Here is a 21,125-nt window from a genome sequence, read left to right as displayed (position 1 = left end):
AATAGCTATTGATTGATTATTTTTTTTGTTGAAATATATCCGTTTTGAAGCGCTGTTTTTACTAATAAAACTTGATTTCCTGTCTGCAAATTAGGAATTTCTAAATCAGTACTATTGATCTTTTTCTTACTGAAAATTTCCTGACCTAATATATTATAAATAGTTACATCATTAATTAATTCTTTTGAAGAAGAAATGCGCACTATTTTATTTTTGACCGAAACGATTATTCCATCTGAAATATTTTCAAAATCATCGGTTCCTAATGTGGTATTAGTATAACGAAGCACAAAACGGCTGTTGAATGTTCCTGCCGCCGAGTTGAATGTGTAATCGGCCAGACGAAGGTTGGTTATTTTTCCAGTCGTTTTATCTTCTAAGAATACATCCTGTCCGCTGCCGAATAATCCATCGGCGTGGTCAATAGCTACAGTATAATCTCCCGCTGTTGAAAGCATATATCCTAATGGTATTAAATCACTGTTCACAAAAGGAAGCGCACGCCCCTGGATGCTCAGTTTTTTAGAATTGTTGATACTGTAAAAATCAATATCAGGATTTGATCCCATAGATACAGCATCAAAATCAATATCGGTTGTATTGGTAGCCCCGGTCGCATATCCAACCAGAATCTGCTTGAAGGTTCCTGAGGCATTGGTGAAATTCAGCCATACACGGTTTTTTTCCACAGCTGCCGACTGGTCTGTTTTGTAAAACTGTCCGTTATGGGAAGCTCTTCTCTGGTCATTGTTAAAGTTTACTGTTGCCGCAGGAGCTTTCACGATGAATCCCTGGGTGGCGCCGATATACCCCTGAAATGCATTTGAGCTGCCTGTTGTTGTCGAGCCTAAACTATTATAAACTACAAAATCATCTTTATAATATAAATACTGATCTGTAGTAGACTGGATTGGAAGATTTACGTGTGCCCAGAAATAAAGCGCTCCGATACCCGGATTATCCGCTGTGAACTTGTCTGCGCTGATCGCTGACGGATAAGGGTTACCGATTAAATTCCATTTGCCGCTTACAACAGCAGCCGGAATATTCCCGTTATTTGGAATACCTGTAAAAGTCCCAATAAAATCAGCTTTCACATTGATATCGTAATTCTGCGGAGCCCTGATGCTGTATCCCTTTCCTATCACCATCGGAGTTATTCCGTTGTAGTCAATTGTCCAGCCGCCGCTAGGATCATAAGTGTAATACTTATCTCCTAAAGTGCCCGGAGAGAATTCATGCATGCTGAAACCTGTTCTGGTCACCGGCATTGACCAGTAGGTTAAATCGTAACGGCGTACAGAGATTTTTCTTTTATAAACAATCTCTCCTGTGTTTATGGCATTTGTAGTCTGCACTAAACTTGCACCGCTTTCAAAAACCAGTTTTCCGTTTGAAGTTACTTCATTAGTAATCGTTAAAGTGACACCTTCTGGGATTATAACATTTGGATCTGATGCACCGTTAGGAACATTAATAAGTAAAGAGCATGCTGTAGTATTGGCAGTAAAAGGCTGTGTTGCTGCTGAGTTTATTATAGCTCTTCGTGTTAGTCCTGGTACGCCGTTTGACCAGCTTGATCCATTCCATGTGGTAGAAGAATCATCTCCTACACTCACACTGGATGTTGCAGGTGAATTGCAACCACCAATACTTACCCTAAATGAATAAGATCCAACAGCCAGATTAGGTACGCTAAAAGTAGATCCTGTACCGTTATAAGTAGCGTTAGCATGACCAGTCTGTGTTATCTGCCAAGTTCCCGAAGCAGGGAGATTGCTTAAATCGATACTTCCTAACGTTGGACAAGTTGCATTGTGGGTAGCGCTTATTGTAGGCGGCGCTAATAAAATTGTTGTGGTTGGGATATTATTGCTATAATCATCTCCAGAGATATCTGTTACAATATTTAATGCAGGGTCTGTTCCGGTCACTGTAGCTGAGTTTACTATTCGACCTGCGGTTACATCATCGGCAGTAACAGTATATGTTGCAGTTATAGTAGCTGTTGCACCGACTGCTAAACTTGAAATAAAATTACTTGAGAATACCATTCCTGGCATAGGATCAGAAACGCTGATATTGGTAATAGGTACTTCTCCGGTGTTTTTAATATCAAAATTATAAGTAATGACATCGCCAGCTTTACCACAAGATGATAATGTGGCTTTTTTAATCATGCTTAATTCGGCAATTTTTAGCGATTTAGTATTTACAGCAATGAATGCACAATCTGAATTTCCAGAAAAAACAACCACGAAACGATCTACTTGAGATGCATTTGCACTATTAATTCCAAACGAATTGGTCTCAATACCCAACATTCTAATTTCTCGATTGTCTCCTGGAACAAAGGCTGGAGCTCCATTACTCGCTCTAAATAGATCTAAACTATAAGTTCCAATTACTGTAACAGAACTGAAATTCACAGAAATTTCATTACCCACTGTATTACCAGAAGCATCGACAAACTTGAAGATGTCTGCTGTTCCGCCAGGAGATGCAACTTGTGTTACTAATATATCCGGAATATCATCATTTATTCCAGCTAAGTTTAAATTGTTTGTTCCTATTTTGAACTCAGCAGTACCACGGGCAATATTGGCAATACCGGTTCCTAAACTTAATCCGTTTTCTCCATCAGTAAGTCGGGCAGCAAGTTCTGCACCTGATGCGCTGCTTCCTGCTATAGCGGGCATTAAAGTTGTTCCAGAAGCTGATCCATCAATCATGGAACCCTGTAAAAAATAAGTTTCAGTGCTAGAGGCTAAAGTTTGAATCTTTAAAGCTCTGTATCGTTGAGGGTCAAAAGAAACAGAATTTGCGGTTAACTTTGGATCATCTACACCCGTTGAGAAAGTTTTGCCTCTCCATTGAAATGCTAATAAATTGTTAGCAGTAGTTGGGCGATTTCCTGAGGCAGTTGCTGCGTTAGAGGTCCAGTATCCAGGCCCAGATCCATTTCTGTTCCAATCGGTATGGATTCGGGTAATAGTATTGCTTTGACCTGTAATTTTTAAGGATATTAAAAAAAGGAGAATGCTAATTTTTTTTAATAATAAATAACGAAAATTCGATGGCCTTTTTGTGCTCATGAAGTTTTTGGCGGTTAAGATTGGTTAATAATGGGGTTGTTTTTTTGGGTATTCCTTATACTATTTATTTTGTTTTTAATATGAAAAAATCCGACATTGATTAGATGCCGGATTTGGATTGTTATTCCATTAGTGTCAGTTGAAAATTATTTTTTTCGTGACTACAGCGCCATTTTCTAAAGTAACTTTTACTAACAATACTTGGTTGCTAGATTGTAAATTTGAAATCTGTAATTCTTTAGAATCGATTTTGTTTTTAGTGTAAAGAGATTGACCTCCTATATTGTAAATTTGAACTTCACTTATGTTTTCAGTAGAAGAATTTACATTTATTACTTTAGATTTAACTGAAACAAAAAGACCATTTTCTGCACTTTCGAAATCATCTGTTCCTAATGTGGAATTAGTATAACGAATCACAAAACGACTGTTGAATGTACCTGCGGCCGAGTTGAATGTATAATTTGCAAGACGCAGATTAGTTATTTTTCCAGTTGTTTTATCTTCTAAAAATATATCTTGTCCAGTGTTAAAGAATCCATCTGCATGATCAATAGAAATGGTGTAATCTCCTGCAGCAGCAAGCATATATCCTAACGGTACTAAGTCACTATTTACAAAAGGCAGTGCACGTCCTTGAATACTTAGTTTCTTAGAATTATTGATACTATAAAAATCTACATCGGGATTAGATCCCATTGAAACGGCATCAAAATTTACATCGGTTGTGTTGGTTGCTCCAGTAGCATAACCTACCAAAATCTGCTTGAATGTTCCAGCAGAATTGGTGAAATTCAGCCAAACGCGGTTTCTTTCAATACTTGATTTAGCAGTTTTGTAGAACTGAGTGTTTTTTGCTTTTTGACGCTGGCCGTTATTAAAGTTTATTGTTGCAGTAGGTGCTTTTACAATAAATCCTTGAGCAGAGGCAATAGATCCTTTAAAAGCATTTGAGTCACCAGTTGTTGTACCTCCCAAGCTGTTATACACTACAAAATCATCTTTATAATATAAATATTGATCTGTAGTAGACTTAATTGGAAGATTTACATGCGCCCAGAAATAAAGTGAACCAACACCTAAATTATCATCAAGAAATTGATCAGCATCTATTGCAGATGGATAAGGATTTCCGATTAAATTCCATTTGCCGCTAACAACGGGCGCAGAGATATCTCCGTTATTAGGAGTACCTGTAAACACTCCAAGAAAATCAGTTTTATTATTGATGTCATAAGATTGTGGAGCTCGAACGCTGTATCCTTTTCCTCTCTGCATCGGAGTTATTCCGTTGTAGTCAATCGTCCAGCCGCCACTAGGGTCATAATAATAATATTTATCTCCTAAAGTATCCGGTGACAATTGATGCATATTGAAACCAGGGTGGGTAACAGGCATTGACCAGTAAGTTAAATCGTAACGACGGACAGAAATTTTTCTCTGAATTTCAAATGCACTTGTTACATCTCCTGTAAACATTGTTTCGCTTGTGCTTGTCTGTAAAAAGGATCCGCCATCAAGAATAAGTAATTTACCTCCAGTTCCAACAGTAATCGCTTCATCTACAGTAAGAGTAATATCTTTTGGAACTGTTAAAGTAGTATTAGGATTAACAGTACAAGAACAAACCGTAAGATCAGAACTTAAGGTTGAAGAGCCATTAACTACAAGATTACTGCCCGCTTCATCGCCTTGTCCATTAGTGTAAGTAACATTGGTTTTTACAAAATTAATACCAAGATTAGCATCTCCGCCGTCTTCTCTTAAACGAATTTCTACTAGAGAGTTGCTGTTTAGAGCGTAAAGTTTTCCGCTATTAATTGGGAATGAAGCATTGTTCCAGCCATTTGCAGAAAATATCAATTGATTATCAATGTAGATTTCAATAGCATCATCATGATTGTTATGCTGTAATAAATAACGGCCGCAATCAAAACCTTTACGTTTGTAAACAACTGTAAAGTTATCGTTTGGTATCTGTGACCCCTGCCAAATTGTAGCAGAAGAAGGAGATTTGTCTCTAGTCCAATAACTAGTTGAATACGGATTTAGATTGGGATCAACATAATAACCAGCATATCTCACATTGGCTAAAGTGATATCATTATTTACATAACCGTAAACATTCCAGACTTTGTCTCCATATTCAGTAGGATTTCCTTTTGGAAGACCAAAAAAGAAAGAAACTCTCGATGCACCGCCGTCTTCATAGTATTCAAGTACAAATTCATGTTCCCCTGCAGTTAAATTTTGTGTAGCATAATCTGTAGTATAGCCATGTCCATTCCATCTTGTAATAAGAGGAGCAGCTGCATTGTCTATATAGAGTCTAATTCCGTCATCACTTCCAAGATCAAAATTGTATAAGCCAGCTTCAGTAATAGTAGCTTTCATTTTATAACGAACCAAGAAACGATCTGTAGGAGCCGTTTCGCAGCCAAAATTTACAGTTGCACCAGAAACAGCACCATTACCAACATTTCTGTCAAAGTTTTGGTTTTCTGTTACAGTTCCAATGTAAGTTCCAACACTAGCGCTTGGTAATCCTGGATATGAAGTATTAGGTGGCATTTGGGCATTATTTGCCAGTTTATAAACATAACCAATCCATTGATTTTGTCCAAAGGCAAGTTGATCTCCCGGAGTTTGACAAGTTACATTTACAGTTACTGTTGCAGTTGAATAATTTAATCCGTTAAAAATAGTATACTCAAATGTTGAAGTTCCTATAAAACCTGCTGTAGGAGTAAAGGTAATATTTGTTGTACCATTAACTTGAACTGTGCCACCAGAAGCTGGCTGTGTAGCAGTGATTGAAGCTAAAGGTGTGTAATTGGAGTCATTTGATAAAACTGGAATTACAACAGCAGTGTTTGAACCAGTATTTGCAAAATCTGCAACTGCCGTTATGGAGTTAGAAGGCTCGACTACACCTGAAAGTGTTGGGCCAACATCTCCACCATAATCATTTTTTATTTTGAAATAACCATTATATAAATCTGCTACAGCATAAGGATAAATTCTAATGTAAAAAGTTTGATTTGTACTGCTAGAAACAGTTGTTCCACTCGGGAAATTTAAAGTTACAGGTGTATCAGCACCTCTTACAGCTGTTGTTGCGCCTAAAAGAACCGTTCCTCCGTTTGGAAAAGTAGGATCTGTTGAATAGTGAACTTCGTATTTAGAAGCTCCCTCATTTCCATTTCCTACTGGTGAGTTATAGATAAAGTTAAACTGTGTAAGTGTCAATTTATAATTTGCTTTTGGCGTAACACTCATTTGGACATATCTATTTAGATCCAGTGTTGTTGAACCATTGTTTTGAACATTAGTTATGTTGAAATAGTTGTCATAAATGCCCATATTGAATCCTGACCCATTTACTTGAGGAGAAATAGTAAGATCATTTCCTGTTATGTTTGGATCTGTCACAACTGCTTTTGGAGTTTGTACAGCACCATTCCAGATGATTAATTTTGGACTAAGATCTGTAACATACACTGAAACAGTTGCCGTAGAAGATTTAGTTCCATTTGTTAATGTGTATGTAAACGAAGTTGTTCCTTTAAACGTAGCCGCAGGAGTAAATGTAAATATATTACCGTTTAAGGAAACGGTTCCTGTTGATGCTGCTGGCTGTGTGAAAGTGATTACAGCACCGCTAGTATTTGTATCATTTGTTAGCGCATTAAAAGCAACAGCTCTTTTTTCTTGTGTTGAAATAAGATCATCATTTGCATTTAAATCAGTTGGATCATAATTTAAAACAGTTCCTCTAATTGTTGGAGTTGTTCCTGAACCTTTAGTATTGATATTAGCTAAAAATATTGGTGAGCCATCAAATGAATTTGGTTTTAGTTTATAACCGTAAATACGAAGTGTTATTTTTTCGTTAGGATACAAAGTTATATTTGATAAATCTAAAGACTTATTTGTGGTACCAGTACTTGTTGCTTCATCTAGCAGCAAGAAACTCGTTGCAAAATTATCTTTAGAATACCTTACTTGATATCTTGCTACATAATGATTTGAATCAGGAGTATAGGTAAAGTTGAATTTATCCAGTTTAATTTTATATCCTGTTAGTGCAGAAGTGGTAACTTGAAAATACTTTGATTCGTCGATACTAAATTGAGTCGGCCATTGATATCCTTTAAAACCTTCATTAGCTGGAAATTCTAAAATTGAACCAGAACCTGGAGTCATAGGATCTCCTGCAACAGCTGTCGTTGGAGCCATAATAGTTGGTGCTCCTGAATCTGGGCCATTCCATTTTACCAAATCATCGATTGAAGGTGCAGTAACAGTAATATTTACCGTTGCTGTTGATGTGCTTGTCCCGTCTCCAATAGTGTATGTAAAAGAAGTTGCTCCTGTAAAACCAGTAGCAGGAGTAAATTTTATTCTATTGTCTGAAGTTACAACCGCTGTTCCGTTTGCTGATTGAGATTGGATTGTTACAGAATTGATAGGATTAGTCGCCTGAAGGTCATTTGCTAAAACATTGACAACAGTAAAATTATTTTGTACACTTGTTCCTGTGTCATTGTTAGCAGTTAAAGTAGGATTGTAAACTAAAGCAGTGCCTCGTATTGTTGGAAGATTATATGTTCCGCCTTCGTATGTACTTAAGTTTACTAATCCCCATCTTGAATCCTGCCAAGAAACATTTCCTACATCATACCCATAAAAACGTATGTAAAGAGTCTCCTCTGGAAGTAAAGTTACTCCAACAGGAAAATTAAGAGTGACATTGTTTTTTCCACTTAAAGAAGGGTTTTGATTGTCTAATAATAATGTTCCGCCCGAAGGAAATGAAGAATTTTTAGAATATCTTACTTGATATTTTCGACATCCCTGTCCCCCATCATAAGGATAATAGGCATATTTTAAAGAAGATAAATCAATCTTGTAGCCAGTTTGTGCTTTAATAGAAATTTGAATATACTTCGAAGGATCATAAAAACTTCCTGCCGGCCAGTGTGAGCCAGAAAATCCTACATAATCTATGATTTGAAGATTGCTTCCAGTCATAGGTGATGAAGCTACTTGTGAGGGAGATGCTAAAACATGGGCATCTAAAGAATGTGCATTATCCCAAGTAACAAGATCGCTTTGGGCAATCCCTAAAAAAGGCAATAAAAACAAAAATAAAAGTAGAGTTTTTTTCATACTAGATGTTTTTCTATCAGTTTGTTATGCTGGCATAATAATTTGTGCCCGCGCAAATATAAACACATCTACGAGCTGGAAATTGGTAAGGTTTTTAGAATGGGGAGTTTTTCGATGAGTTGTTAAAATACTCGACGAACTACATTAAAAATTTTAATGTTCGCCAAATATTCTTATAAAATGTTAAAATAAAATATAAGAATAATCGTAAATTTTAACGTTTTTCGACGGGCTCTTTTGAGATTTTAGACTAAAAAACGTCGCGTTTGATATAAATTCTTCAAAAAAGGAATATTTTACAACCGAAAGTTGTTGGGATTTCTGTAAGGAATTTATATATCTTTTAAGTAGATGAAAATGATTTTGAAAGAGTTAGAAGAAACTCTTTTTGGAATAGAAAATGGCATTCTACTTTTTTTCCAATTCTTGTACTTTTTCGTAAACCAAATTGCTTTCGTAACCTCTTCGAAGCATATAATCGCAAAACTTTTTTCGCTTCTTCAAAAGATTGGTTTCGGTCAAATTGTTCCAGCATCTGTCGGCTAGATTTTCAAAAGTTTCAAAATATTCTTCCGATGAAATTTCTTTTAAAGCCAAAGTGATGTTCGTCGATGAAATTTGCCTTGCTTTTAGTTCGCTTGTAATTCTAATCTTACCCCAATGTTTGATTCGGTGTTTGCCACGTGCAAAACTACAGGCAAAACGAGTTTCGTTAAGAAAATTCCCTTCTATCAGCTGTACTATAACGGAATCAATTTCATCTGAAGTCATCTTTAAACTATATAATTTTTCCACAACTTCTTGGTGGCAACGCTCTTGATAGGCACAAAAATGCTCTAATTTCTGTAAAGCTTCTTTGATAGTGAAAGTGCATTTCGTCGGGTTTTTCATGCGTTTTAACGATTAAATGTAGTAATAGTCAATAAGTTGTAAAATAATTCTAAATTTTGTTAAAATATTATAAAAAGAAATAAATTATAACCTTGCGTATTAGCCTAATTTAGATATTTTTGTACGAGAATTTAACATTTCATTGATTCTGCTGAAAACCAGAATTTTAACATTTAGATTCGAGTTAAAAAACCAAAAGCCACAGTTCTTCGTATGTAAGAAATATTGCCTTTTTTGCTTTTTAGCAGCCAAAAACAAATTTAAAACAAATACCTACTGAATATGATGAGAAAATTACTTTACTCGTTTTTATTTTTTATTTTTTTGCATACTGCTGGTTTTGGGCAGGTTTTGTGGAATAACAATATTGATGGTAATAATCCAGGTAATACAAGTCCATATACAACGGGACAAATAGTTGCTCCAGGTATTACTGTTTCGGGAATTTCGCGATCAACACTTTCTGGTACAAGTTTAGTAGCGGCAAATGGTAATGACAGATTTAATGCATCAGGATGGAGTGGAACTACAGGTGCAAATAATATTGTTTTAAATAATTATTTTGAGTTCACATTAACTCCTAGTGCTGGAAATTCAATAAACTTTGTAACTCTCGTATATAGTGCTCAAACTGGAGGAAGTGGATCGAGTGTTACAAATTTTGCCGTAAGATCAAGTATTGATGGGTATGTCGCTAATATTGCAACTCCAGGATCTTCAGGAGGAACAATTTCATTATCTGGAACTTCATATCAAGGTATTACAAGTTCGATAACTTTTAGAGTTTATGCTTGGGGAGGAAGTGGAACAAGGCAATATAGTATTAATGATTTTACATTTACTGGTACAGTTTGTTTTCCAACTACTACTACACCGGCTACAATCTGCCAAGGTGGTTCAGGGACTTTAACAGCTTCGTCAAGTGGAGCAACTACATCAAATACATTTTCGGGATCTTGGAATGGAGCTGCTGATCCAACTGCTAATATGCCTGCAGGTGGTATGGTAAATTCTACGACTTGTTCATTTGATGGAACAGTATCAAGAAATTATAATTCCGTTAATTTTACTGTGAACACAACAGGAAATTATACCTTCAAAATGACAGATACCAATTCTTATGATGGAATGGCATATATATATACAGCCGGTCTTACACCAGGGACTTGCTCAGCGGGTTGGGTTGTAGGCTCTGATGATGATGGAGCAGCACAAACAGAACCTAGATTGACGACAACTTTAACGGCTGGTGTTGTATATACCTTAGTCTCTACTACTTGGTCATCAACAACAGGAACATATTCAGGTAGTTATGCGTGGACTGTGACGCCTCCAGCAGGAGGACAGGTTACTTTATCTCCAGTTTTGTGGTACAATTCGGGAGGGACATTGATTGGAGGAGGTTCTCCTTTTAATCCTGTAGGAGTTACAGGAGGATTGGCAGATACTAATACGGTAGGAACAACTACTTTTTATGCTTCTTCAGGAAATGCATCATGTACGAGAACGTCAGCAACTTTTACAATTAATGGTAACAATACTCCAATTTCTCAGATAGGATCTACGTATTCATTTTGTGTTGATTCAAATAATACACAGACAACAGCAAATATTAGTGCTGGTCAGTACGCATTGTTAAATGTTATTCAAGGGTATACTTATACATTTCAAGTTGGGGATATTTTTTCAGGAAATAATGAAAAAATAAATATTTTGAATGCGAATACGGATGCAGATGTTTCACCTGCCGCAACCAATACAGGTAGTGCGGGAGCTACTATTACTAATTGGGTTGCACCATATTCAGGACAGGTAAAGGTTGTTGTATCTACAGGAAGTTGTTCTAATAATGGAATTGCAGGAACTGGAGGATTAACACTTTCTTTAAATTCCGTTGGAAATACTTTAGATGATCAGACATTAGCAGGGACAACTGATAATACTTGGAGAGGGCACATTTATAATTGGACAAGTGCTACTACGCCTCCCGGTGGTACTTCACCTACTTCTGTTACTACAACAACTCCTTTTAGTGGGGCAGAATATGTAGGTTACTATAATGAACCAGGAGAATCTATTACTCAAAATTTTGGAGGTAATGATGTTTGTTTTCCAGTTCTTTCAGGTGGAGCTCAGAGAGGTTCTATCCGTACAGAACAATTTGCAGTACGTTACAGGATGAGATCAACAAAAACCGGCTGTTATATGGTTACGGTAAGAGGTGATGATGGTGTTAGATTGTATGTTGATGGTGTAAGGGTTGTTAACCAATGGCAGGAACAATCGGCTACAACTTATTCAAATGTATTTGTTAATCTTACGGGAAGTAGTGTCCTAGTACTTGATTATTATGAAAACGGAGGAAGTAACGTAGTAGAATTTAGTATGACGCCTTTTAATGCCAGTTCTAACACAATAACTGCGCCAGCAACGACTACTGTTTGTAGCGGCACCACTCCTGGATTGATAGACGGATCTGCTTATCAATATAATGGTACTACAGTAAATCCTACTGTAAGATTTCAATGGGAATCTTCATCAAGTGCTACGGGGCCATGGTCAAACGTTACTACTGGTACAGGAATGACTAGTGAAGATTATACTCCAGCTGCTATCACAGGTAATGCGACTCAAAATATTACTTATTATAGAAGAACTGTAACTTCAGCTACGAGTGCATCGTGTTCATACAGCAGCGATCCAATTTCTATTACGACAAATCCAGCAGCAACTTTAACTAGGTCAGGTGGTACTGCATCGCAAACAGTTTGTTCAGGATCTGCAATTACAAATATTGTTTATACCTTTGGAGGAGGCGCTACTAGTGCAAGCGTCACTAATCTTCCAGCAGGTTTGACTTCAAATATAAGTGGAAATGCATTGACAATAAGTGGGACGCCAACAGCAGGTGGAACTTACACTGTTACAACAACAGGACAAGCATCTCCGTGTACAGCTACTACCGCAAATGGTACAATTACAATAAATCCAGCGCCTACTTTAGTATTAACAAGCGGAACAGCATCACCTACAGTTTGTCCAGGAACAGCAATAACAAACATAGTATATACTTTTGGTGGAGGAGCAACAGGCGTAAATGTCACAGGTCTTCCAGCTGGTTTGACTTCAAATGTAAGCGGAAGTACAGTTACAATAAGTGGTACTCCTACAGCAGGAGGAACTTACAGTGTTGCTACTACAGGGCAGACAACGCCATGTACTGCTGCCAGTTTAGGTGGAACAGTAACTATTAACTCTGTTCACACTATATCAGCAGGAGCGAATCGAACCGTTTGTCAAAACAATGCGATGTCAAATATTACAATGACATTGGGAGGAGGAGCCACAGGAGCAACAATTACAGGATTGCCAGCTGGAGTTACTTATGCTGTTTCTGGAACTACCTTAACAATTAGTGGTACTCCTACGGTAAGTGGCCAATTTACATATAATGTTACGACTACAGGAAATTCTTGTACTGCAGCAACTACAAGCGGGACAATAACTGTTGGAGTTGGTAATAACACTATTACCTATTCAAATGGTACATCAGGTTTTATTTGTATAAATGCTCCAGAAGATAATACTAATGATACAGATTTTATAGCTCCAACAGGAACTTATTTTAATACTGTAAGTTTTGCTAGTTATGGAACAGCGAATGGAAGCTGTCCCTCTTTTTCAATAAATTATACTTGTCATGCTCCAAGTAGCCAAAGTTTTGTTGAAGGTAGATTGTTGGGTAATTCAGGTACAGTTAAAATTAGAGCAACTAATACAAATTTTTTACCAGATCCTTGTGTAAATACTTATAAATATTTAAGAGTAATTGCTTATTACTCACAAGCAATATGTTCAGGAACGGCACCTGGAGAAATAACAGGAAGTGATCCAAGTGGTGCTGGTGGTTATAGTTATCAATGGCAAAGCAGTACATCGGCTACTGGAACCTTTGCACCTATTACAGGTGCTAACGCTAAAAATTATACCCCTGGAGTTTTAACACAAAGCATGTATTACAGAAGGGTAGTTACTTCCGGTACTTGCACAAGTACTTCACCTATTATTTTGATAAAAGTAAACCCACGACCTACAGCAGTAGTAAGTGGTACAACAGCTATCTGCAACGGTGGAAGCACAACAGTTTCTGTTGCTTTAACAGGAACAGCACCTTGGAGTCTGAGTTATTCGAATGGTTCAGCTACTACAAATGTTACTAATATTACAGCGAGTCCATATACCTTTAATGTTAATCCAACAGCTAATACAACTTATACTGTTACCGCATTAAGCGATGCAAATTGTACAGCAGCAGCAGGAGATATGACAGGAAGTGCTGTAATTACGGTGAGACCTCGTCCTACAGCAACTATAAGTGGTACGACAACTACTTGTTACGGAGTAAGTACACCAGTTTCTGTTGCATTTACAGGAACAGGACCTTGGAATATATGGTATACTTATGGAGGTTCTTCAGGTACTTTTTCGACTAGTACAAATCCATATACAGTAAACGTTAACCCAACGAGTACAACGACGTATGAAATTACAGCTTTAAGTGATGCAAATTGCACTGCAACGGTAGCTGATATATCAGCAGGCGCTACAATAACTGTTCGTCCTCAATTTACGGCAGGAGCAATTCAGTCAACTGGACAAACGATTTGTTATGGACAAAATCCTTCTCAAATTGGAGGCACTACAGCAGCAAGTGGTGGCGACGGAACAATCACATATAGATGGCAGAGTAGTACGGATGCTGCATTTACCTCACCGACAACAATTTCGAGCGATACACAAAATTATACACCAGCACCAGGATTGACAGTAAGTACGTGGTACAGACGTCAGGCAAAAGATGGAACTTGTAATGCATTTACAAGCTCTACAAATGTTTGGGCTGTAACCGTTCGTCCACAATTTACAGCTGGAGCAATTCAGACAACTGGTCAAACAATCTGCTTGGGACAGAATCCTTCTCAAATTGGAAGTGATACAGCCGCAAGTGGCGGTAACGGAACAATTACATATAAATGGCAAGCTGGCGGAGTTGATATTGCTGGTTCAAATAGTGCAACCTATACACCTCCAGCGGGATTAGCCACAACAACTACATATACAAGGTTCGCAAACGATGGTGCGTGTAACACTAGTCCAACATTATCAACTGGTAGTTGGACAGTTACAGTACGTTCAATAGCAACAACACCAACGGTAGGAACTAAAACTGACGTAACTTGTTTAAGTCAAGGAACTGTAGCATTAAGTGGTCTACCATCAGGATCATGGCAAATTAATCAATCAGGTACTGCAACGGCAAGTATTCCTGGTTCAGGAACAACAACAACGATAACAGGTTTGGCTCAAGGAACGTATTATTTTACAGTTCAAACCGCTACAACTTGTGCATCAGCACAAACTGGAGCGGTAAGTATTGGAGACCAATCATCAACAACATGGACAAGTACAGGCTGGTCTAATGGACTTCCTAGCAGTTCTAAAAGTGTGATTATCGCTTCGACAGTTGGAAATCCTTTTGCAGCAGATATGGAAGCTTGTAGACTTACCATCAGTATTCCTAATGCTACAGGCGATCCGGTAGTTACGGTTCCAGAAGGTATTACATTAACGATTACCAATGAGGTAAGCTCAAACGGAAAACTGGTTTTTGAAAGCGGTGCAAGTTTAGTGCAGACTACAAATGCCGTAAACACAGGAGAGATTGTTTATAAAAGAAAAATCTCTGTGCGACGTTACGATTTAACCTACTGGTCAATGCCGGTGACGAGAACAGGTTTCAGCATGCATGAATTCTCTCCGGGCACTTTAGGAGACAAGTATTACACTTATGATCCTAGCGGCGGCTGGACAATTGACTACAACGGAATAACTCCGATGGTGATAGGAAAAGGATACAGCATCAGGGCTCCGCAGAATTATGATATCAATGTGAAAGCTGATTTTATTGGGACTTTTACAGGTATTCCAAATAACGGGAATATTCCGGCTGCTGTTGTAAGCGGCAAATGGAATTTAATCGGTAACCCTTATCCGTCAGCGATCAGCGCAGACAAATTTACAGCGGATAATCCGGGCATCGGAGCGCTTTATTTCTGGGCACACGTAAATCTTCCAATCCAGTCTACGACAGATCAGTATTTATATTATAAAGATGATTTTGTAGTTTATAATAGTTTAGGTTCCACAACAACAGGCAGCTCAAATGCATTTCAGGGGTATATCGGCGCTACCCAGGGATTCATCGTGAAAGCTCCTGCGGCAACAGTAAACTTTAACAATGACCAGAGAAGAGCTTCCCATAACGGACAGTTTTACAAAACAGACCAGTCGGCAGCTGTGGAAAAAAACCGTGTATGGCTGAATTTCACCAATGCCTCAGGAACCTTCAAGCAGATTCTGGTTGGATATGCGACCGGGGCTACCAATACAACCGATGTTGATTTTGATGCTGTCTCTATGGGATCAAATCCTGATATTGATTTTTACAGTATCAACAATTCTAAAAAACTAAGCATCCAGGGGCGTGCGCTTCCTTTTGTGAACAGTGATTTAATACCATTAGGATATATGCTTTCAACAGCGGGAGATTATACTGTAGCTATCGACCACGCCGACGGATTATTCGGCAGCGGACAGGATGTATTCTTAGAAGATAAAACGACTGGAAAAATAACCAACCTTCGTCTGGCCGATTACACATTCAACTCGGCAGCAGGAACATTCAACAGCCGTTTTGTGCTTCGCTATACAAGCGGTACTCTAGGAGTAGATGATATTGAGAGTTTAGAAAATAGTGTTTTAGTTTCTGTTAAAAATAAAGTGGTAAAAATTACCTCTTCTAAAGAAACGATAAAAGAGGTTAATATTTTTGACATTGGTGCGCAGTTGCTTTATAATAAGAATAATGTGAATTCTTCAGAATTACAGATTTCTAATTTGCAGTCAAGCGATCAGGCTTTATTAGTGAAAATTACATTAGAAAACGGTTATACATTTGCGAAGAAAATCATTTATAGTAATTTGTAGATTTTAATTAAATAAAAAACTAAAGTCCATTCTATCAAACGAATGGACTTTTTTTATGCCTTAATATCCCTAAATCTTGGTATTGTGCATTTTAATAATACTTTTTAATTTTAGTTTAATTCTTACAAATATTAACTTCAATTACATTGTTTTGATTAAAAAGACACTCTACCTGCTAATTTTAATTTTCCCTTTATCTTCTAACGGAATCCTTTTTGCACAGCAAGGAAAAGTTGACATTACCTTTAATACGAAAGATGATGGAGAAAATGGAGACGGTTTTAGTAATCCAGTAAGGACACTTCTTTTGCAGAGAGACAATCGTTTAATTGTTGGTGGTGAATTTTTAAGTTTAAATGGAACTCCTGTTTCCTACCTTACTCGACTGAATCCCGATGGATCAATTGATGACAGTTTTAGTACTGGAAAAGGTTTTAATGGAAAAGTTTATGCATCCTATTTACAAGACGATGGCAAAATTATTCTTGGAGGAAGTTTTACAACTTATAACGGATTTAATGCAGGTCGATTAGTTCGTTTAAATTCTGACGGATCTTACGATGCGAGTTTTAATACAACAATTGGAGCAGCTACAACTGCAACTTCTGGCATTGTCTACGATATCGCTTTACAGGATGATGGAAAAATAATCATTGTAGGAAGTTTTACGAAATACAATAATACGGTAGTGAATAGGATCGCACGTTTACTTCCTAATGGAAATCTCGATTCTTATTTTCTAACGGGTAGTGGTTCAGCATTAAATATTACTCATGTTTGTGTTACATCTGCAAAAAAAATAATTCTAACGGGAAATTTTACTAAGTTCAATACGAGTTTTATCAATAGAATAATACAGCTAAAAGAAGATGGCAGTATTGATCCCGATTTTGATTCCGGAACTGGATTTAATGATGATGTCAATGCCATTGCTTTGCGTTCTGATGGAAAGATAGTTTTAGGAGGTAATTTTACTGTATATGATGATAGTGCAGCTAATAGGATAGTTTGCTTAAATGAGGATGGAAGTAAAGATGAGAGTTTTCAAATGGGTTCAGGCTTTAGTAAAGAAGGCGTTCAGGTATTGAAAATTAATGCAAATGGAGATATTATGGCTGGAGGATCTTTTACAGGATTGTATAACAATAATGAGGTAAATAGATTGGTCTTTTTAAATGCAGACGGAACAATAAAACCAGATTTTGATATCGGTTCAGGACCCGCTTCAGCTTCTGTTTTATGTTTAGAATCTGATGAGGAAGGATCTTGGTTTGTGGGAGGCTCTTTTTCTGTTTTTGACGGATTAAATCAAGGCCGATTGGCTAAAATCGACAGTAATGGAGAAAGAGATATTGCTTATTTGTCTTCAGGAATAGGATTTGATAATACTGTTTTTAGTATTTTACCTCTGGCTGATAAAAAGATAATGATTGGAGGCAGTTTTAAAAAGTTCAATGGGGCAATAGCTTTCAGGGTTACTTGCCTTTTAGAGAATGGTTCTAGTGATACGGCTTTTAACTCTGAAAAATCAGGAGCCAATAACCTGATAAAAACTGCCGTATTACAAGCTGATGGGAGAATAGTTTTAGGAGGAAACTTTACAAAGTACAATGATATTACTAATAATAGAATTATCAGAATTACTTCAAACGGAGAAATTGATGCTTCTTTTAATATTGGTGATGGCTGTAATGGACAAGTTTATGCATTGGCAATTCAAACCGATCAAAAAATTATAGCCGCAGGAAACTTTACAAAATTTAATGGATCAACAGTAAATGCCGGAAGAATTATTAGGCTGCTTGCAGATGGAACAAAAGATCCCGCTTTTAATACTGGTTCAGGAGCTAATGGAATTATCGAAACAATTACACTATGTCCAGATGGAAAAATTTTGGTAGGAGGCCATTTTAAAACCTTTAATGATTTGGATTTTGCAGGTTTGGTGCGCTTAAATACTGACGGAAGTGTTGATAGAAGTTTTAATATTCAAAATGGCTTTGATAAAAACGTATATGCAGTTGCTATACAGTCCGATCAAAAAATAATTGTTGGGGGTTCTTTTTTAGTTTTCAATGGAATTCCACAAAAGAGAATTCTTCGATTAAATAATGATGGAAGTCTTGATACTACTTTCGAATCTGGAACTGGTTTTAGTAAAGGAGATGTTCGATGCTTTTTAGTACAGCCAGATGAAAGAATACTTGTAGGAGGGACTTTTTCAGGAACTTATAAAACCACTGCAGTTTCAAGGCTTATTCGATTACTGCCTTCGGGGAGTCTTGACAATTCTTTCAAGGCGAATTTGAACAATACCCTTTATGCAATGAACTTCACAGATGAATATAAATTGTTGATTGGAGGAAATTTTAATTCCGTTTCCGATATTTCAAAGCATAGAATTGCCCGCTTAAAACTCTGTGTGAATACGACAAGTTGGGATGGGACTGCTTGGTCAAATGGTTTTCCATCTCGCGAAAAAGATGTTTATTTCAAAGATAATTATTCAGATTTAATAACAGCAAATATGTGTGGTTGTACTATTGATGAAGGAAAAACGGTTGTATTATCAGAGAATAAAACTTTGGCAATTGAATTTGCATATAACGGTTTAGGAACTTTGGTTTTAGAAGATTCTGCAAGTTTGTATCAATCAGATGATGATATGATTAATACTGGAAGTATTCATTTGAAGAGAAAGACTAATCCAGTAATGCGATACGATCTTACCTATTGGTCTTCGCCCGTAGAAAAACAAAAATTATTTGATTTATCGCCCGAAACTCTTGGTGATAAATACTATTGGTATAATCCGCTCTCTGGCTGGACAGTCAATTATAACGGAACAATGATGATGATTCCAGGGCAAGGTTATAACGTTAGGGCGCCACAAAATTATTCCCTTACAGATCGTGTAATATTTGAAGGAATATTTAAAGGAGTTCCTAATAATGGAAAAGTCAAAGTTGATTTTGAAACAGCCAATAATTACTATTTGGTCGGAAATCCTTATCCTTCTGCAATCAGCGCTGATGCCTTTTTAATGTTTAATACGGGTAAAACAAAAGGAGCAATTTATTTCTGGACTCATAATCAGCCGCCTCAAAATAATGAATATACAGAAGATGGTTTTGCGGCTTATAATCTTCTGGGAGGCGTTGGTACAAGACCAGCTCTCAATTCTGGCGTTAGCAATAAAGCTCCAGACGGTACTATAGCTTCGGGACAAGGATTTTTTGTGAAAAGCAATGTCGTGGGAGCCTTGGAATTTAACAATAGTATGAGAATTTCTGGAAGTAATAACACCTTTTTTAAACCTGCCAAGAATTCAGAAACACAAAGTGAGCAAGATGAAAAGCAACGCTTTTGGTTGAATTTTAAAAATAATGATAATGGATTTAGACAAATTCTATTAGGTTACGCAGAAGGAGCTTCAAATGGTCTAGATTTAAATTACGATGCAGAGCTTTTGAGTTCAAATCAGGGATTAGATTTTTATAGTATTGCTGAAAGTAAAAAACTTAGTATTCAAGGAAGAGCTTTGCCATTTAGACAAAGTGATTCGATTATTTTAGGATATAAGACTAATTTGAAGGGAACTTATTATTTAGAACTTGATCATCAAGACAAGTTTTTTGATGGAAGGAATATTTTTTTGGCTGATAAAACTCTGGGGAAAATTCATAATCTTAGTCAGTTTCCTTATCAATTTGAATCGGATGCTGGAACATTTAATCAACGTTTTTCTATAATTTACAACGATAAAACACTTGAAGTTGCAGCAAATTTAAAAGAATCAGAGGGGGTTTTAGTAGCAGTAAAAAATCATGTCATTACTGTTGAATCTTTGGATGGAAATCTTAAAGAAATTGATATTTATGATATTTCAGGAAATGAATTGTATAGAAATAGTAAAATTGAATCAAGTAAAGTAATTATTTCGAATTTAGTTTCTACTCATCAAGTTTTGATACTTAAAATATTTTATGAAAATGGTGATGCCACTTCAAAAAAAGTGATTTTTTAAATCATTTTCTTCTTCATTTTTAAAGAGCCTTTTACATTGCCTGTAAAAAGGCTTTTTTTATTTAAAATACTGATTTACAGGTTTTTGGGTGTTTGTTTTTTAAAAATTAACAGTTTTTTCTTATTTTTTATAATTTTTGAGTTTTGGCTGTTAAAATTATATGTTTAATACTACATTGTGAATTTCTGTGTAAATAAAATCGTACCTTGTTGTCTAAAATTATCGACTAAACGCAATATTACTCGATTAAACACTTTGTTTTTTATAAGCCCTATAATTAATTTATAAGCAGATTCAGTTAATGTTTTTTATGTGCCATAAGTTAATTCCCAATAAGAAGGAATTCTTTCTGATGTTTCAGCCGAATTTTTAATCCTTCCTATTTTGCAATTAATCTTTTTTTGAGTTTGAATTTATTTTTTTCAATTAATAAAATACCACAATATGAAAAAAGATTTGCTTACTATATTGAATCTCTTAGGTTTTACGAAATTTCAAACCCACAATAAGAGGCGATCAAATTTAGATTTAATATACAATTTGATCTTAATCTCACTTATTTTTTGCGGTGTTCTACAAGCATGCAATTTACCGCATCCATTTACTGCAAATAGATCATCAATTCTTCCGCCAGATCTGTATAAAATCATTATAGAAGACTTGAGAGCTAGTGAAGTCGCAGCATCTGAATTATTAGTTAAGGATCTATATTCTTCTCGTATAAGCACAAATACTCATTTGAATTTCAATTCAATACAAAATTTTCCTTTTTTAAAATCGGCTAAAATATAAGCTAAAGAAATTCAGCAGGATATTTATGTTTTAAATCCGTAGTGGAATTTATCTAGAAGTTCCAAATCCGAAAAAGACATTTTCCAATAAACCGTACAGAA

Annotated in this window: 5 protein-coding genes; 2 read left to right on the top strand and 3 right to left on the bottom strand. The window is 36.4% G+C overall.

Annotated features, from left to right (window positions below; genetic code table 11):
• Nucleotides 1-5: 5 nt before the first annotated feature.
• From P2W65_RS04145 to P2W65_RS04135, 3 genes are all read right to left on the bottom strand, one after another.
• Nucleotides 6-3,095 carry a DUF8693 domain-containing protein gene (locus tag P2W65_RS04145; protein ID WP_289663705.1) on the bottom strand — a complete coding sequence of 1,030 codons (3,090 nt, stop codon included), beginning with the start codon at nucleotides 3,093-3,095 and terminating at the stop codon, nucleotides 6-8.
• A 135-nt stretch (nucleotides 3,096-3,230) separates the two neighbouring features.
• A complete protein-coding gene (locus P2W65_RS04140) occupies nucleotides 3,231-8,267 on the bottom strand; it encodes a DUF8693 domain-containing protein (protein ID WP_289663704.1) in 5,037 nt (1,678 codons plus the stop codon).
• 408 nt (nucleotides 8,268-8,675) lie between these two features.
• Nucleotides 8,676-9,158 (bottom strand): regulatory protein RecX, encoded by a 483-nt coding sequence (locus P2W65_RS04135; RefSeq protein ID WP_289663703.1) that lies wholly within the window; start codon nucleotides 9,156-9,158, stop codon nucleotides 8,676-8,678.
• Nucleotides 9,159-9,440: 282 nt separating this feature from the next.
• Between P2W65_RS04135 and P2W65_RS04130 the strand changes: the two genes are divergently transcribed.
• Together P2W65_RS04130 and P2W65_RS04125 are read left to right on the top strand one after the other, a co-directional pair.
• The gene (locus tag P2W65_RS04130) at nucleotides 9,441-16,205 is read left to right on the top strand and encodes a DUF8693 domain-containing protein (RefSeq protein ID WP_289663702.1); all 6,765 of its coding nucleotides are present in this window, start codon (nucleotides 9,441-9,443) and stop codon (nucleotides 16,203-16,205) included.
• Nucleotides 16,206-16,356: 151 nt separating this feature from the next.
• Nucleotides 16,357-20,232, top strand: coding sequence for a DUF8693 domain-containing protein (locus tag P2W65_RS04125; protein ID WP_289663701.1), 3,876 nt, complete (start codon nucleotides 16,357-16,359; stop codon nucleotides 20,230-20,232).
• Nucleotides 20,233-21,125 lie beyond the last annotated feature (893 nt).

The sequence above is a fragment of the Flavobacterium panacagri genome, assembly GCF_030378165.1.
Classification (GTDB): domain Bacteria; phylum Bacteroidota; class Bacteroidia; order Flavobacteriales; family Flavobacteriaceae; genus Flavobacterium; species Flavobacterium panacagri.
The sequence above is the reverse complement of the archived record's forward strand: the minus strand, read 5'-3'. Positions and strand labels throughout refer to the sequence as shown.

Bases quoted from the DNA above. Each gene is read 5' to 3' on its own strand.
- P2W65_RS04140 (WP_289663704.1), bottom strand. From the start codon at position 8,267: ATGAAAAAAACTCTACTTTTATTTTTGTTTTTATTGCCTTTTTTAGGG.
- P2W65_RS04130 (WP_289663702.1), top strand. From the start codon at position 9,441: ATGATGAGAAAATTACTTTACTCGTTTTTATTTTTTATTTTTTTGCAT.
- P2W65_RS04135 (WP_289663703.1), bottom strand. From the start codon at position 9,158: ATGAAAAACCCGACGAAATGCACTTTCACTATCAAAGAAGCTTTACAG.
- P2W65_RS04145 (WP_289663705.1), bottom strand. From the start codon at position 3,095: ATGAGCACAAAAAGGCCATCGAATTTTCGTTATTTATTATTAAAAAAA.